This window comes from Sphingorhabdus sp. EL138, assembly GCF_945862485.1.
Lineage (GTDB): Bacteria > Pseudomonadota > Alphaproteobacteria > Sphingomonadales > Sphingomonadaceae > Sphingorhabdus_B.
In genome coordinates this window covers 1-15765 of sequence record NZ_CAMAYF010000015.1, presented here as the reverse complement: position 1 = coordinate 15765, position 15765 = coordinate 1, and the positions used below count along the sequence as shown (strand labels likewise).

General features: G+C 55.5%; 12 protein-coding genes and 1 riboswitch. Of the genes, 4 read left to right on the top strand and 8 right to left on the bottom strand.

The annotated features are described in order from the left end of the window. Positions 1 to 28 precede the first annotated feature (28 nt). A complete protein-coding gene (locus Q0O33_RS07375; RefSeq protein WP_295497803.1) occupies positions 29 to 1054 on the bottom strand; it encodes a histidine kinase dimerization/phosphoacceptor domain -containing protein in 1026 nt (341 codons plus the stop codon). Between the two features lie 282 nt (positions 1055 to 1336). Next, complete coding sequence (locus tag Q0O33_RS07370) at positions 1337 to 1984, bottom strand: histidine phosphatase family protein (RefSeq protein WP_295497801.1); 648 nt, start codon at positions 1982 to 1984, stop codon at positions 1337 to 1339. A gap of 142 nt (positions 1985 to 2126) precedes the next feature. Here Q0O33_RS07370 and dnaN point away from each other — a divergent pair, with 142 nt between their 5' ends. Continuing rightward, the gene (gene dnaN, locus Q0O33_RS07365) at positions 2127 to 3242 is read left to right on the top strand and encodes a DNA polymerase III subunit beta (RefSeq protein WP_295497799.1); all 1116 of its coding nucleotides are present in this window, start codon (positions 2127 to 2129) and stop codon (positions 3240 to 3242) included. A 144-nt stretch (positions 3243 to 3386) separates the two neighbouring features. Here the strand turns inward: dnaN and Q0O33_RS07360 are convergent, their stop codons facing one another. The 3 genes from Q0O33_RS07360 to Q0O33_RS07350 all read right to left on the bottom strand — a co-directional run bounded on the left by Q0O33_RS07360 (position 3387) and on the right by Q0O33_RS07350 (position 7084). Next, entirely contained in the window at positions 3387 to 5129 is a 1743-nt protein-coding gene (locus Q0O33_RS07360) for a D-aminoacylase (protein WP_295497797.1), read from the bottom strand. 121 nt (positions 5130 to 5250) lie between these two features. Further along, on the bottom strand, positions 5251 to 6468 hold the full coding sequence (locus tag Q0O33_RS07355; protein ID WP_295497795.1) for an argininosuccinate synthase: 1218 nt from the start codon (positions 6466 to 6468) through the stop codon (positions 5251 to 5253). A 46-nt stretch (positions 6469 to 6514) separates the two neighbouring features. Further along, a complete protein-coding gene (locus Q0O33_RS07350; protein ID WP_295497793.1) occupies positions 6515 to 7084 on the bottom strand; it encodes a TMEM165/GDT1 family protein in 570 nt (189 codons plus the stop codon). Between the two features lie 33 nt (positions 7085 to 7117). Next, a riboswitch (yybP-ykoY riboswitch) is annotated at positions 7118 to 7294 on the bottom strand. 212 nt (positions 7295 to 7506) lie between these two features. Here Q0O33_RS07350 and Q0O33_RS07345 point away from each other — a divergent pair. Further along, a complete protein-coding gene (locus Q0O33_RS07345; protein WP_295497791.1) occupies positions 7507 to 9582 on the top strand; it encodes a malate synthase G in 2076 nt (691 codons plus the stop codon). Between the two features lie 9 nt (positions 9583 to 9591). On the opposite strand, the gene Q0O33_RS07340 is transcribed toward Q0O33_RS07345, so the two are convergent. Together Q0O33_RS07340 and trxB are read right to left on the bottom strand one after the other, a co-directional pair. After that, on the bottom strand, positions 9592 to 10764 hold the full coding sequence (locus tag Q0O33_RS07340; protein WP_295497789.1) for a M48 family metallopeptidase: 1173 nt from the start codon (positions 10762 to 10764) through the stop codon (positions 9592 to 9594). 109 nt (positions 10765 to 10873) lie between these two features. Next, positions 10874 to 11827 carry a thioredoxin-disulfide reductase gene (trxB, locus tag Q0O33_RS07335; protein WP_295497787.1) on the bottom strand — a complete coding sequence of 318 codons (954 nt, stop codon included), beginning with the start codon at positions 11825 to 11827 and terminating at the stop codon, positions 10874 to 10876. 161 nt (positions 11828 to 11988) lie between these two features. Here trxB and Q0O33_RS07330 point away from each other — a divergent pair, with 161 nt between their 5' ends. Beyond that, the gene (locus Q0O33_RS07330; RefSeq protein WP_295497785.1) at positions 11989 to 12306 is read left to right on the top strand and encodes a 2Fe-2S iron-sulfur cluster-binding protein; all 318 of its coding nucleotides are present in this window, start codon (positions 11989 to 11991) and stop codon (positions 12304 to 12306) included. Positions 12307 to 12458: 152 nt separating this feature from the next. On the opposite strand, the gene Q0O33_RS07325 is transcribed toward Q0O33_RS07330, so the two are convergent. After that, positions 12459 to 13265 carry an NUDIX domain-containing protein gene (locus Q0O33_RS07325; protein ID WP_295497783.1) on the bottom strand — a complete coding sequence of 269 codons (807 nt, stop codon included), beginning with the start codon at positions 13263 to 13265 and terminating at the stop codon, positions 12459 to 12461. Between the two features lie 212 nt (positions 13266 to 13477). Between Q0O33_RS07325 and uvrA the strand changes: the two genes are divergently transcribed. Next, positions 13478 to 15765: excinuclease ABC subunit UvrA (gene uvrA, locus Q0O33_RS07320; RefSeq protein WP_295497781.1), on the top strand; the 2288-nt coding region annotated here is incomplete at its 3' end.

The following is a 15765-nucleotide window of genomic DNA, read 5'->3' as shown; positions in this document are numbered from 1 at the left end:
GTTGTCTGTGAAAAGCCAGTGTTCCGGCTTACGCGGTACGGACCACCGAGACCTGTGTCCCCGGTGCCTCATCCGAAATTATGACAACTGCACCCAATTGGCTTGCCAATGCCTCGACAATGCCGGTGCCTAGCCCGGGTTTACGGTCTTCTTCATCCTTGGGCATCCCGATACCATCATCTGCGACAACGAGCGTCCATGCCTTGCCATCTGTTGTGAAGCCTACTTCGATCGACCCGTGCTGGTTCCGGCCCGGAAAGGCATGCTTTAACGAATTGATGACCAATTCGGTGACAATCAAGCCAAGGCTAACCGATGTATCCGGGTCAACGGCGCTGTCATCACATTGCGTTGTGAGCTTTATTCGCCCGGGGTCACCGATCATCGATGCGCCTATGCTATTGCACAAATCCGCGAAATAATTTTTGAGGCCGACATTATCGACAGCTGTCGACGATAGATGTTTTTGCAGCATTGCGATCGACATCACACGGTTATGTGCATCACGCAAATGCTCCCGCGTTTCGCTAGACTGCACCTTGCGCGCACTTTGCAGCAGGACGCTCGCGATAATTTGAAGGCTATTCGCGACACGGTGCTGTATTTCGTTCAGCAACAACTGTTTTTCGCGGACAAGATCGTCACGCACTTTATCGGCCAAGCGCTGCGATGTGACATCGGTGATCGCGAGCACGACTCGAATGCTTTCAGCTTCAAAATAATCGAGCGTATGGGCATTTATCAAAAGCCGCAGCGTGTCTTTTTCAGGGCGAACCAAATCCATTTCATAAACATCAATTGCGGCTTTGCCCGAGACCGTGGCTTGCAACAGCTCGTTTAACTGCCGCACGTTCCACTCACCCCCACCCAAGTCAGCGAGCTTTTTGCCCGTAACGCCCGCGCAATCGACATCAAAAGCAGCGCAAAAGGATTTGCTAGCCGCGATAATCGTCAGATCTTCACGCAGCAACAACAACGGCGAAAATGATGAAGAAATCAAGGCGACCGACATATTGTCGGCATGTTCAGGCAGACGGGTCAGCGGTTTTTCCATGGCAAATAGCCGATATAAACTGGAGGCTCGCGGGACGAGAGCTATACCCAGACACATTTCGTAGTTAAGGCACGAATTGTGAATTATTGTAACAGGCCCAAAGCATTACAGTGAATCAATTCGGTATTAACTTACATTTTTATATTAAGTCAGGTCCAGGCAGCAGCATCGATGGCACTGGCGCACCGTGCAGAGATAGATATGGACAATTGACCTCCGTCTCTTGCAACCGTTTCAATGCTTAACGACATCGCCGCACACATACCAGCAACGCGGCCGCTTTCACGCCCGCTCTCCCTGCCCACTGCCATCGATAACTAGCGCTTCAACGCCGTCGCGGATCATCACCATGCTACCTTGTGTCAGACTCGGCGCGATAGGCGCACCGAACTGCGCCATCGGCTCGACGCCGAGCAACAACCCGCGCAGCACCCGCGCGGTCATCCCATGACAGATGATGAGCATATCCTGATCAAAGGGCAATTCGCTCAACCAATGCGACAACCGCTGCGCGACGTCTTCATAATATTCACCGCCGTCGGGCCGAACCGAAAACAATTTATGTTCGGTATCTACGATTGAACCGATTTCGGCAGATATGTCGGCATAGGTTCGGCTGGACCAACGTCCGACGTCGATTTCCAGCAAACGGTCGTCGCGGTTGGTCTCGTGCCAATCCGCATCAATTTCTTCCGCAATTAAGGCAAGCGTCTGCAGCGCGCGGCCTGCGGTGGATGACCAAAGTTGCGGCCTTACGTCCGCCCCGAGATATTCCGCTAACGCACGGCCCATATCGCGCGCCTGGATGCAGCCGTCCCAAGTCAGCGGTGTATGCAATTCTGCCTGCCCTTGCATCCGTGCCACTTTGTTAAACACTGTCTCCCCATGCCGTGCGATGAAAAGCCGTCGATTATTTGTTGAAATGCCCATATTGCCCTTATTCCACAGGATATTGTTGGAGGCAAAAGCTATCGGCTTGCCCTAACGGTCAAAGCGGTTATGGAAGATTCGGCATAGTAATAGGGTTTTTTGGCTGGTTTGCGGACCACCCGGCCCGGCAAGGGGAATTTGAATGAGAGCCACGATCGAACGCGCGACGCTGCTGAAAAGCCTGAGCCACGTCCAGTCCGTGGTGGAACGGCGCAACACCATTCCGATCTTGTCCAACGTGCTGATCGAAGCCAGCGAGGGTGGTAAGATCAAGCTGACCGCGACAGACCTTGACTTGCAGGTCGTTGAAACTTTTGCTGCCGATGTCGAAACACCTGGTGCAACCACGGTTTCTGCGCATACATTGTTCGAAATCGCCCGGAAGCTGCCCGAGGGTTCGCAAGTGCAACTGCACGCCGCCGATGGTCGCATGGCCGTCAATGCTGGCCGCGCGCGTTTCTCGCTCGCGACACTCCCACGTGAAGATTTCCCGACAATTGCCGAAGGTGACCTGCCTACATCGTTTGAAATCCCTGCAAGTTCGTTGATCCAGATCATCGATAAAACGCGCTTTGCGATTTCGACCGAAGAAACACGTTACTATCTCAACGGCATTTTCCTGCACGTCACCGACGATGCTGAGCCGGTTTTAAAGGCAGCAGCCACCGATGGCCATCGCTTGGCGCGCGTGACCTTGCCACGCCCCGCTGGCGCCGAAAATATGCCCGATATCATCGTGCCGCGCAAATGCGTTGCCGAAATTCGCAAACTGCTCGACGAAAGCGGTGACAATGTCATCCAAATCGATCTGTCGGCGAGCAAAATCCGCTTCACCTTTGACAGCGTCATCCTGACGTCAAAACTTATCGACGGCACTTTTCCCGATTATAGCCGTGTCATTCCAACCGCCAATGACAAATTGCTGCGCATTGACCCTAAGGCATTTTCACAAGGCGTCGACCGCGTCGCGACCATCGCCACCGAAAAAACCCGCGCGGTCAAAATGGCGCTAGATCAGGACAAGATCACCTTATCCGTCACGAGCCCCGAAAACGGCACGGCGGCGGAAGAAGTCTCCGGCCAATATAGCAGCGACGGCTTCGAAATCGGCTTCAACGCGCGTTATTTGATGGACATTTTGGGCGAAATCGAAGGCGACGTGGTTGAACTCCACTTAGCCGACGCCAGCGCACCGACCTTGATCCGTGAGAATGATAAGTCAGCTGCGCTGTATGTCTTGATGCCCATGCGGGTTTGATTTTGGAGTAACTTTCGAAATCGCAAATACTGAGACAATTTAAGCATCACTTCCGGGTCGCGTACCACAAAACCCTGCGCGTCACCCCTGAGCCGAAGGCGTGTAAAGTACCACTTGCCTCAGGGTTTTCATTTCAAGCTCGCTTCACTCCGCAGCCTCAGCCATCATCACGCTTTGCGGACCGCGTATCACAGTGCCGGGTAGTACACCGGTCATCTGTCCGTCGCGAAACGTAACCACACCGGACTTGATCGTCGCGACATAGCCTGTCGCCTTTTGCAGCAAACGCTTGCCGCCAGCGGGCAAGTCAAAAGCTAACCAAGGCTTTTGCAGTTTCAGCGCGTCAAAATCGATCACGTTGATATCCGCAAGATAGCCGGGCTTCAGCAGGCCACGGTCATTCAGCCCATATAGCGCCGCCGTGTCATGGCATTGCCGCTTCACTGCCAATTCAAGCGGTATCGTTCCAGCTTTGCGGTCGCGCGCCCAATAGCTGAGCAAGAATGTCGGCGCGGCTGCGTCACAAATAGTGCCACAATGTGCCCCACCGTCCGACAGCGACGCTAACGTATCCTCCGCCTCCAGCAGTCCCTTAGTAAACTCCAGATTGCCATCCATGTAATTGAGGATCGGCAAATATATCATGCCATTGCCGTCATCCGACATTAGTTGGTCATAGGCAAATTCAGCGGAATCTTTGGCCGCAGCACTTGCAAAACCGAACACACTTTCTTCCCGTGTCGGCTCATAGCTGAAATCGTCCGTCAACGGGAATTGCATAGCCCATGCTGCAGTCACAAGCATGAAAAATGGTGCCATATCGGGCGACGGTGGTGGCAGATTTTCCTCTGCCAGCAACTGCGCCTTGAACGCAGGGTCAGCCAACTTCGCTTTTTGCGCATCCCAGCCAAGGTCTTTAATCGCCTGCCAGCTTGGTTTGCGCATGAATGGATGCACTGTGCCGCGCCAGTTCATGATCACACCGATGCCCCGCAACCCAATCGCTGCGACAATATTTGCGCCATTATCATTTGCCGACCGCATCGCCGACATTTGGTCCGCCCAGTGCATCTGTTTAATAGGTGATTGCAGCATGGTAAAAACAATCGGTTGGCCCGTTTCCGCCGAAAGCCGCTGCATCCAGCCGAATTCATCCCATTCGGGCAATAGATCCGACGTCAATTCAAACACACCATGTCCGGCACGTGCCATCGCCCGGCCAAGCGCCAGCAGCTCCGGTTCGGTTGCTGTCGTGCCGGGCACAAGTTCACCATCGATTGACTTGTGCAAAACGGTCCGCGACGTGGAAATGCCAAGCGCCCCTGCGCGCACGCCTTCTTCAACCAACCGCCCCATTTCGGCAATGTCAGCGGCTGTTGGCTCTTCATTATCGGCGCCGCGCTCACCCATCACATACGCGCGCAACGCGCCATGCGGAACATGCGTGCCGATATCGACTGTGCGCGGCAAGCGTTCCAGCGCGTCCAAATAATCAGGAAAGCTCTCCCAATCCCACTTCATACCTTCGGCCAGAGCCGTACCAGGAATGTCCTCAACACCCTCCATCAGGCCGATCAGCCATTCATGCTTCTCCTTGCGCGCCGGCGCAAAGCCAACGCCGCAATTGCCCATGACGACCGTGGTGACACCATGCCAGCTGGATGGCGCCATTTCACTGTCCCACGTAGCTTGGCCATCATAATGGGTGTGAATGTCAACAAATCCGGGCGCGACGACCTTACCAGTCGCATCGATTTCTTCGCGGCCCGATGCACTGATTTGGCCTACGGCAGTAATTACGCCGCCATCGATCGCTACATCGGCCACAAAGCGCGCTGCACCCGTGCCATCAACGATGGTTCCGCTCCGAATAACCAGATCATGCATGTCGACTCTCCTCATTTCCAGCAAGGAGCGTATCAGCTTTAATTAGGCAATTAAACCTTCGCGTGTCCAAAGAACTTTCTTCTATTTTGCCAACTGCGTCCTCTGTGCCTTATTCGCAGATTTAAGCTTTGCGTCCTGCCAGCAAACGCAAACGCAGCGCATTGAGCTTGATAAAGCCCGCCGCGTCCTTCTGGTCATAGGCGCCCGCGTCGTCTTCGAACGTCACAACCTTCTCGCTGTACAGGCTGTTGGGCGATTTGCGACCAACCACGCTTGCAAGGCCCTTGTACAGCTTCAACCGAACGGTGCCGGACACATGTACTTGGCTATGGTCTATCGCGGCCTGCAACATCTCACGCTCTGGCGAGAACCAAAAGCCATTGTAAATCAATTCGGCATATTTGGGCATCAGTTCATCTTTTAGATGCGCCGCGCCGCGGTCCAAGGTGATGCTTTCGATGCCGCGATGGGCACGCGCATAAATTTCGCCACCAGGCGTTTCATACATGCCGCGCGATTTCATGCCGACGAAACGGTTCTCCACAAGATCTAGGCGCCCAATACCATGCTTGCGGCCAAGTTCATTCAACGCTGCCAACAAGGTCGCAGGCGACATGGCTTCACCATTGAGCGCAACGCCGTCGCCCTTTTCAAAATCGATGGTGATATATTCGGGCGTGTCTGGCGCGTCTTCGGGGTTAACTGTCCGCGAATAGACATAATCCGGCGTTTCATCCCACGGGTCCTCCAGCACTTTACCCTCGGACGAGGTGTGCAGTAGGTTCGCATCGGTTGAAAACGGGCTTTCGCCGCGTTTGTCTTTTGGCACAGGGATCTGATGTTGTTCGGCCCATTCAATCAGCCGCGTACGGCTGGTCAGGTCCCATTCGCGCCAAGGGGCGATAACCTTGATATCGGGGTTGAGCGCATAAGCCGACAGTTCGAACCGAACTTGGTCATTACCCTTGCCCGTCGCGCCGTGCGCAATGGCATCCGCGCCCGTTTCTGCCGCAATCTCAATCAACCGTTTCGAAATCAACGGCCGCGCAATCGACGTGCCCAATAGATAGTCGCCTTCATAACGTGCATTAGCGCGCATCATTGGGAAGACAAAATCACGAACGAATTCTTCACGCAGATCATCAATATAGATATGATGGTCAGGTACACCCATCAGCACAGCCTTCGCCCGCGCAGGTTCAAGCTCTTCGCCTTGACCCAAGTCAGCGGTGAAAGTCACGACTTCGCAGCCATATTCAACCTGCAGCCATTTCAAGATGACGCTGGTGTCGAGGCCACCCGAATAAGCAAGAACGACTTTCTTGATGCTGTCTGTCATGTCACTTTGGTTCCGAAGCTAAAATATCTGCGGCGCGCCTAACAGCTTAAGCGCAGTTCGACAACTCCCACAACTGCCAAAGCCCGAGAAGCAGGAACATTACAGCGGCGACGATATGCACCGTGCGCAGCGAGATTTTCGCCACCAGCTTCTCGCCTAAATAGACCGCCGGTACATTGGCGATCATCATGCCTATGGTCGTGCCAGCAGCAACCGCCCAAACCGTATGATATTGCGCACCCAGCGCTATCGTCGCGACCTGCGTCTTATCCCCCATTTCGACCACAAAAAAAGCGATTGTGGTCGCAATAAATGCCCCACCTTGCGACACCACTTTTATATCATCGTCCACCTTGTCTGGAACCAACGTCCATGCGGCCATCAATATGAAACCAATCGCCACAACATAACCGAAAGTGTCGCTCATAAAGATTGAGGCAAGCGCGCTGCCTGCCCATGCGGCGAGTGCGTGATTGGCGATGGTCGCGGTGAATATCCCTGCGATCACCGGGATCGGCTTCTTGAACCGGGTGGCAAGCAATATTGCCAAAAGCATCGTCTTGTCGCCAATTTCGGCAACAGCAACCAGCAAGGTCGACGTAAAAAAGATTTCCATAAACATATCCCGGGTCAGGCAGTTTTTCGACGCAATGCCACCGGCCACCCCGCCCGACCGGAACGGATAACCGATGTCATTGGTCTCGCCTTGAACCGCCTGATCTTTTTCGATCTTGTGGCTCCACATGCACCATGGCCTCTCGGCCAAATATGTTGATGCATGTCTCGTTCGGGTGGAACGAGTGGCTACTCCCCAGATGACTGCCCTATAATTAAGCCGCTGAGACAGAGGATGCAAGCATGACACTAGTCAGGCTATACTTGATCGGCCTCAGTTATATTTTACCTCGGCCCAATGCATAGCGTGCCGCCGAATTAATCAGAAATCCCGTTTTTTCCTTTTGTCGACGCGCGACACCCGTTAATGGGTTGCGTAACGATAAGAATCTCCCCAGGCACCGTATTTACTGGAGCCAAATAATGACCAAATATGTGACGCGTGGCGGAATTCGGATTGCCGAGCAACTTGCCGAATTTGTCGAAAACCATGCCCTTGTCGGCACAGGCATCGCTGCAGATACTCTCTGGCAGGGCCTGTCTGATGTTCTTGGCCGCTTTGTACCGCGTAACCTGGATCTGCTGGCCAAGCGCGACGATATGCAAGCCAAGCTGGATGCATGGCATCGCGCCAATCCCGGCCCAATTACCGACATGGCAGGCTATCAAGGTTTCTTGCGCGAAATCGGTTATCTGGTTCCCGAGCCTGAGGCATTCAGCATTGGTACGCAAAATGTTGATGCGGAAATTGCGACGATGGCTGGACCGCAGCTTGTGGTGCCAAGCCTAAATGACCGCTTCGTCCTCAACGCCGCAAATGCGCGCTGGGGTAGCCTATATGATGCGCTATATGGTACTGACGTTCTGTCGGCACCCGCAGCCCGGCCCGGTGGCTATGACACCGACCGCGGCGATGCAGTTGTTGCATATGCGCGCCATTTTCTTGATGCCAGCATTCCGGGTTGGCAGGCGGCTTTAGCGGGCGGCAACAATCCCTATTTCGTCACAAAGGCCCAATTTGGTGACACCACCCGTTATGTGTTCAAGCATCATGGCCTGCACATCGAAGTCGTGGTCAATCCGCAGCATCCGGTAGGCGCCACCGACGAACTGCACATCGCCGATGTCATTCTTGAATCGGCACTGACAACAATTATCGACTTGGAAGACTCAGTCGCTGCGGTTGATGCGGATGATAAGGTAGCAGCTTATACCAACTGGCTTGGTCTTATGCGCGGCGATCTGGTTGCAAGCTTTGACAAGGGCGGCAAGACCGTCACCCGCGCGCTTGAGGCAGACCGCGTGTATGACGGCCTCACTCTATCCGGCCGCAGCCTGATGTTTGTGCGCAATGTCGGGCATCTGATGACCAATCCGGCTGTATTGTTGGCCGACGGTAGTGAAGCGCCCGAGGGCATACTCGACGCTTTGTTCACATCACTTTGCGCGCTGCATGACCTGCAAGGGCTGGGCACATATAGCAATAGCCGTGCGGGCAGCATCTACATCGTCAAACCCAAAATGCATGGCCCCGAAGAAGCCGCGTTTACCAATGACCTCTTCGATGCGGTCGAAGACGTGCTTGGCCTTGCACGCCACACGATCAAGGTTGGCGTGATGGACGAAGAGCGCCGTACCAGCGCAAATCTTGCCGCATGTATTCACGCCGTTCGCGACCGTATTGTGTTCATCAACACTGGCTTTCTGGATCGCACCGGCGACGAAATGCACACGGCGATGCACGCTGGCCCGATGATCCGCAAAGCCGAGATGAAAACATCATCCTGGATCCAAGCTTATGAAGCCCGCAATGTACAAATCGGCCTTGCCTGCGGCCTTAGCGGCAAGGCGCAGATCGGCAAGGGCATGTGGGCCGCGCCCGACAGGATGGCCGATATGATGGCCCAGAAAATTGTCCATCCCAAGGCTGGTGCAAACACCGCTTGGGTGCCCTCCCCCACCGCAGCAACGTTGCACGCAATGCATTATCACCAGTTCGACGTATTCGCCCGTCAGGCGGAACTGGCCAAGGAACCAACGCCCGGCCTTGACCCGCTGCTGACCATTCCCGTCGCTCCCATTGGTCATAACTGGTCAGACGAAGATGTGGCGCAAGAGCTAGAAAACAACGCGCAAGGTATATTGGGCTATGTCGTGCGCTGGATTGACCAAGGCGTTGGCTGTTCCAAAGTGCCCGACATTCAGGACATCGGTCTGATGGAGGACCGCGCCACGCTGCGGATTTCGTCGCAGCATATCGCGAACTGGCTGCTCCACGGCATAGCTACCGAGGCGCAGGTGAACGCCGCGCTTACCAAGATGGCGGCAAAGGTTGACACCCAAAATGCGGACGATCCGCTCTACGAAAAGCTAGATGGAGCGAGCCTTGCGTTGAAGGCTGCCCGCGCCCTGATATTCGAAGGCGTCATGCAACCCAATGGCTATACCGAGCCGCTGCTGCACAAATTCCGGCAGGAGAAGAAAGCGGGGGGCGCATAGGGTAAGGACCTAAGGTGCCCCGGCTTTTTTGAGTTGCTCCGCTTTCCAGTCCATCGCCCGCCGGACACGTTTTTCAACCGACGGGTGCGAATAGAATATCGCCTCTTGCAGCGCGGATGGTCGTGGATACCGATATTCAGCGGTTTTCACTAAAGCCCCCGCAAGCGCATCGGGCAAATTGGCGGTGCGCAGCGAATAAGCATCCGCCTCGCTTTCACCTAGGCGGATGACACCGTTAAGCGCTGGCTGCGCAAAAATGCCGAGCACGGAGACAATCAACATCAAGACCGGCAGGCCTTCGGGGTCTCCCACCTTTGCCTTGCTGCCAAACAGAGCCGCCACACGGTTGAACAAACGATCAGCCAAGAAAAAGCCGAGCATCGCGATAAAAACGATAATGAAAACCGACCGCCAGACATGGCCGAGCACATAATGCCCAATCTCATGCCCAGTGACCGCCTTCACCTCATCAAGCGATGCCTGTTTCAGCGCGACATCCGAAATTGCAATCCGCGCCGAACCAAATACGCCCGAGACGTTGGCGGTGAAGTTGTTCGACTGGCGTGATCCGTCGAACATCAACACGCGATCATGTGGAATTCCTGCCTCGTCTGCCATTGTCAGCAACGCGGTGCGCACCGGACCTTCTGGAACTGGCTTATAGTCATTGAAAATCGGCTCGATTAAAACCGGCGACAGCAATATCGTCGCCGCAGCCGCAAAAGCGGCCAGACCGCCCGACCAGAGCCACCATTTCTTTCCGGTTTTACGGATGAGCGCGTAAACGCCCAAAAAGAAAAGTCCGCCAAGCACGCTCGACAACGCAATGCCAATCAAATCTTGCGTGATAAAGTCGGCCAAAGGCTGGCTCGTGCGGCCATAGGATTTTTCGAAACCCCATTTTTCGTAAATACCCCATGGCAGGCTGATCAATGCGGAGAGCAGGAAAAAAGCCACACAGACCAAAAATGTGCGCAGCGCCCACCCCCGATTTTGTAACTTCGTCGATAGCCGCTCCAGCAACCCAGAGCGCACGAGTATCCATGTGACAATTGCCGTAACAACGAGTCCGCCCAATAACATCCAATGGGTTGCAATCGTATAATCCGCTGCCTTTTGCAGCGCCTCCGGCCCCAGACTATCAATGTAACGCGCGGTTTCGACCGCCGGATCAAATGCCATGAATATCCCTCCAAATCGCTATATTAGCTGTATTACCTAACTGATACAGCTAATATATGCAACAGCGTTTATCGCGGGGGAACATTTAGGGCCGAATGCGCGTCCTGTCTTAGGCTACAGCGTCGATAAACCGCTCTGCGTCCAGCGCCGCCATACATCCGGTGCCGGCGCTGGTGCAGGCCTGACGGTAGATATGGTCCATCACATCACCGCAGGCAAAGACGCCGGGGACGCTGGTTTCGGTTGCTTGTCCTTCGAACCCGCCGCGCACTTTGATATAACCGCCAGCCATATCGAGATGGCCTTCAAAAATGCCGGTATTTGGCTTGTGCCCGATGGCGATGAATACGCCGTGCAATTCAATATCTTCGGTGCCGTCGCCATCGGTCGCGGCGATACGCATCCCCGTGACGCCCATCGCGTCGCCCAAGACTTCATCCAGCCTGTGGTTCCACTTGATCGTAATCTTGCCTTCTGCTTCACGGGCAAAGAGGCGGTCTTGCAGGATTTTTTCCGCCTTTAACTTATCGCGGCGGTGGACCAAGGTCACATGACTTGCGATATTGGCGAGGTATAATGCCTCTTCCACCGCCGTATTGCCGCCACCGATCACGGCAACTGGCTTATTGCGGTAAAAGAAGCCATCACAGGTGGCGCAGGCCGACACGCCTTTGCCCATGAACGCGGTTTCGCTTGGCAGCCCAAGATATTGCGCGCTTGCGCCTGTCGCGATGATGACCGAGTCCGCGGTATAGTCGCCTGCCCCACCGGTCAGCACAAATGGCCGCTTCGAAAAATCGACCTTCTCGATATAGTCATTTTCAATGCGTGTGCCAAAACGTTCGGCATGTTTGCGCATCCGTTCCATCAATTCAGGGCCCATCACGCCTGCATCATCACCCGGCCAGTTATCGACCTCCGTCGTTGTCATTAATTGCCCGCCAACTTCAACGCCTGTGATCATCATCGGCGTCAGGTTCGCGCGCGCAGCGTAAACGGCGGCGGTATATCCAGCGGGGCCGGAACCAATGATGATGACAGGGGCGTGGCGATTTTCGGTCATGAATTGTCTTTCTGATTCTATTTGCTGCGGCCATAGGCGCTGGCGCGGGGCTGGCCAAGGGCGTGCCTAAGTTATCCCCATCAAATTAGGGCTTCACATCTATGCAGGTAAAACCTATCGGTTCGACGATATTCAAGATTCAAGAATTCAAGGAGCTTTTCATGACGAAGGTCACGGTAATTTCACGTAACGGCGAAGGCCGCGAGATCGAGGCTGAAAACGGATTGTCGTTGATGGAGGTCATCCGCGACAATGGTTTTGACGAATTGCTCGCTTTGTGCGGCGGATGTTGCTCATGCGCGACCTGCCATGTGCATATCGATCCTGCTTTTTCAGACCGCTTGCCAAAAATGACCGCGGACGAAAACGATTTGCTCGACAGCACAGACCATCGCAATGAAACCTCACGCCTGTCTTGCCAGATCCCTGTAAGCGATGCGCTCGATGGCTTGATCGTGACGATCGCCGCTGAGGATTGATAACCAGCTGAAGTAAACACCCTCCACAAGCGGGAATGGTTGGGGTGGGCCTCTTCGACACACCATCGAACAACAACTGTCACCCTGAACCAAGTTCAGGGTGACACAGAATGTTTGCCCAAGATGTGTTCTCGTTCGCGGAAGGGCAACTCTCACCCCCGCATGGCGGTACCGAGGAACTCCTCAAGCACAGGATAACCATGGCCGTCGGGAATGCATAGCCAGCTTCCGTCCGCGCGTTTGTCTATATAGGTCAGCACCGTCAACACGGGATGCTCCGCCGCATGGGCGGCAGCCGCGTCAAAGTCACCGAACATCGCCAGCCTTTCCAGATTGCGCCGCGTGGGGAAGATGATCTTCACCTGGCCTTGATCTGCTTTTTCCAAAACCTCAGCCGCCGTTGCCCAAAACAGCATCCGGTTCTCGGTCTGGTCCACCGTTGCATCGGGTGTGGTGTCGCCTGCATCCACGAGATAGAAACGCGTGTCAAAAACGCGGCTGGCATTTTCAAAGGCGGGCGGACGCCAGCGTGACCATAAAACAAGCTGTTCCAAATCCGGCGTCCAACCAAAGCGGTTGCAGACGGCTTGCAGGCTTTCGCCATCATGCAACGCCGCACGCGCCTCAACGCAATTGGCCGCGTCCGAAACGCCAGAAAGCCCCAGCGCTAGCCCTGCCTCCTCAATTGTTTCACGGATTGCCGCAAGCCGGGCGGCGGCTTCATCCAGCGGCAAAGGCAAACTCAACATCTGCGCATAATCGAAATCGGCAGGATCAACCTTACCCCCGGGGAAGACCGCAGCGCCGCCAGCAAAAGCCATCGCTTTGATACGCTCGACCATCAGCAATAATGGCGCACCACCGTCCGGGTTCTTCCGAAAAATGACCATTGTCGCCGCAGGCGTTGCGACGGGAAGCGGTTCGCCGCTGATCGGGTGGTTGCGCAGTTCAGTTTCCATGGACCTACTCAAGCATGCTTTCGAACGCGTTAGAAGCGGAAAATCAATCGGCAGTCATTCCTGCCCCGCCACTGGCGTTATTCCGAAGTCCACAAATGCGTACGGATGCAACATACGGTAAAAGCCTAGCTTGAAATGCGAGGAATTTTAGCCCACCTCCTAAACAACGCACCCACTTGCGCTTTTAGAACAAATCTGGAACAAGCTGAATTATGTCACTCACCCACATCAAGGTGCGCGGTGCGCGCGAGCATAATCTCAAGGGCGTCGATATCGACCTACCGCGCGACAAGCTTATCGTTATCACGGGCCTGTCCGGTTCCGGCAAGTCCAGCCTCGCTTTCGACACCATTTATGCCGAGGGGCAGCGCCGTTACGTCGAATCGCTCTCCGCTTATGCGCGTCAGTTTCTGGAGATGATGCAAAAGCCCGATGTCGAGCATATTGAGGGGCTATCCCCCGCAATCTCCATCGAGCAGAAAACGACCAGCCGCAACCCGCGCTCGACCGTCGCCACGGTGACCGAGATTTACGATTATATGCGGCTATTATGGGCGCGCGTCGGCGTGCCTTATTCGCCCGCAACGGGCCTGCCGATTACCGCGCAAACCGTCAGTCAGATGGTCGACCGCGTGATGGCTTTGCCCGAAGGCACCCGCGCGTTCCTGCTCGCGCCCGTCGTCCAAGGGCGCAAGGGCGAATATCGCAAGGAACTCGCCGAATGGCAGCGTTCGGGCTACACCCGCGTACGCATCGACGGCGAACTCTACGCAATTGAAGAGGCGCCTGCGCTCGACAAAAAATACAAGCATGACATTGAAGTTGTCGTTGACCGCATCGTCGTCAAGGATGGCATTCAGCAGCGTTTGGCCGAAAGTTTTGAGGCGGCGTTGAAACTGGCCGATGGCTTGGCGTTTGTGGATCTGGCAGATACCACCGTGGCGGAGTTACAGACCAGCAACGCCGATAGCGTGCCAACTGCATTTGGCGAAGCGCGCGCGACATTTGGGCTTGCGCCAACAAACGTAACCGGCGGCGCGATGAAGGGCACTGGCCTGCCCGCCAACCGCATCGTCTTCTCCGAAAAATTCGCATGCCCGGTTTCCGGCTTCACCATCGCCGAAATCGCGCCACGTCTCTTCTCCTTCAACGCCCCGCAAGGTGCCTGTCCGGATTGTGACGGCCTTGGCGAGCGGCAGGAATTTGACCCGCAACTGGTGGTCCCCAACGAACATCTAAGCCTTAAGAAAGGCGCGATTGTGCCTTGGGCGAAGTCGAACCCGCCCAGCCCTTACTATATGCAAGTGCTGTCCAGCCTTGCAAAGGCCTATGGCTTCAACCTGGACACCAATTGGGAGGATTTGCTTCCCGAACAGAAGCTCATCATTCTGCACGGCACGGGCGGCATGGCGGTGGAGCTGACATTTAAGGACGGGCGTAAGGAATATACCGTGCGCAAAGCGTTTGAGGGCGTCATTGGCAATCTCAACCGCCGCTTGCTGCAAACCGATAGCGCGTGGATGCGTGAAGAGCTGAGCAAATATCAGACATCGCAGCCCTGCGAAACCTGCCACGGCGCGCGGTTGAAGCCCGAAGCGCTTTCGGTCAAGATCGCTGGCGTTGACATCGCCACGCCTACGCGCATGAGCGTCGGGGACGCGCTGGATTGGTTCGGCAGCGTCGATAAGACGCTCACCAACCAGCAGCAGCAAATTGCCAAGGCAATCCTTAAGGAAATCAACGAACGTCTTGGCTTCCTCAACAATGTCGGGTTGGATTATCTCAACCTCGACCGGACCAGCGGCACCTTGTCCGGCGGGGAGAGCCAACGCATCCGCTTGGCCAGCCAAATCGGCAGCGGCCTTTCGGGCGTGCTCTATGTGCTCGACGAACCCAGCATCGGCTTGCACCAGAAAGACAATGACCGCCTGCTCGCCACGCTGCGCCGCCTGCGCGATTTGGGCAACACCGTCATCGTCGTCGAACATGACGAAGACGCGATCCGCACCGCCGACTGGGTTGTCGATCTTGGCCCCGGCGCTGGCGTCCATGGCGGCACCGTTATGGCCGAAGGCACGTTGAAACAGATATTGAAATCGAAAGACAGCCTGACCGCCGCCTATCTGAACGGCACGCGGGAGATTGCGGTGCCCAAGACCCGGCGCAAGGGTAATAAGAAGAAGCTGACCGTCCACAACGCCCGCGCCAACAATCTAAAGAATGTCACCGCGAGCATTCCTTTGGGCACATTCTGTTGCATCACCGGCGTATCAGGTTCGGGCAAGTCCAGCTTCACCATCGACACGCTCTACGCCTCTGCGGCCCGCAGCCTCAACGGCGCGCGCGTTATCGCGGGCGCGCATGACAAGGTCACGGGTCTGGAACATTGCGACAAGGTGATCGACATCGACCAATCCCCCATTGGCCGCACCCCGCGTTCGAACCCCGCGACCTACACCGGCGCGTTCACCAACATCCGCGACTGGTTCGCGCAATTGCC

Bases quoted from the DNA above. Each gene is read 5' to 3' on its own strand.
- Q0O33_RS07375 (WP_295497803.1), bottom strand. From the start codon at position 1,054: ATGGAAAAACCGCTGACCCGTCTGCCTGAACATGCCGACAATATGTCG.
- Q0O33_RS07370 (WP_295497801.1), bottom strand. From the start codon at position 1,984: ATGGGCATTTCAACAAATAATCGACGGCTTTTCATCGCACGGCATGGG.
- dnaN (WP_295497799.1), top strand. From the start codon at position 2,127: ATGAGAGCCACGATCGAACGCGCGACGCTGCTGAAAAGCCTGAGCCAC.
- Q0O33_RS07360 (WP_295497797.1), bottom strand. From the start codon at position 5,129: ATGCATGATCTGGTTATTCGGAGCGGAACCATCGTTGATGGCACGGGT.
- Q0O33_RS07355 (WP_295497795.1), bottom strand. From the start codon at position 6,468: ATGACAGACAGCATCAAGAAAGTCGTTCTTGCTTATTCGGGTGGCCTC.
- Q0O33_RS07350 (WP_295497793.1), bottom strand. From the start codon at position 7,084: ATGGAAATCTTTTTTACGTCGACCTTGCTGGTTGCTGTTGCCGAAATT.
- Q0O33_RS07345 (WP_295497791.1), top strand. From the start codon at position 7,507: ATGACCAAATATGTGACGCGTGGCGGAATTCGGATTGCCGAGCAACTT.
- Q0O33_RS07340 (WP_295497789.1), bottom strand. From the start codon at position 10,764: ATGGCATTTGATCCGGCGGTCGAAACCGCGCGTTACATTGATAGTCTG.
- trxB (WP_295497787.1), bottom strand. From the start codon at position 11,827: ATGACCGAAAATCGCCACGCCCCTGTCATCATCATTGGTTCCGGCCCC.
- Q0O33_RS07330 (WP_295497785.1), top strand. From the start codon at position 11,989: ATGACGAAGGTCACGGTAATTTCACGTAACGGCGAAGGCCGCGAGATC.
- Q0O33_RS07325 (WP_295497783.1), bottom strand. From the start codon at position 13,265: ATGGAAACTGAACTGCGCAACCACCCGATCAGCGGCGAACCGCTTCCC.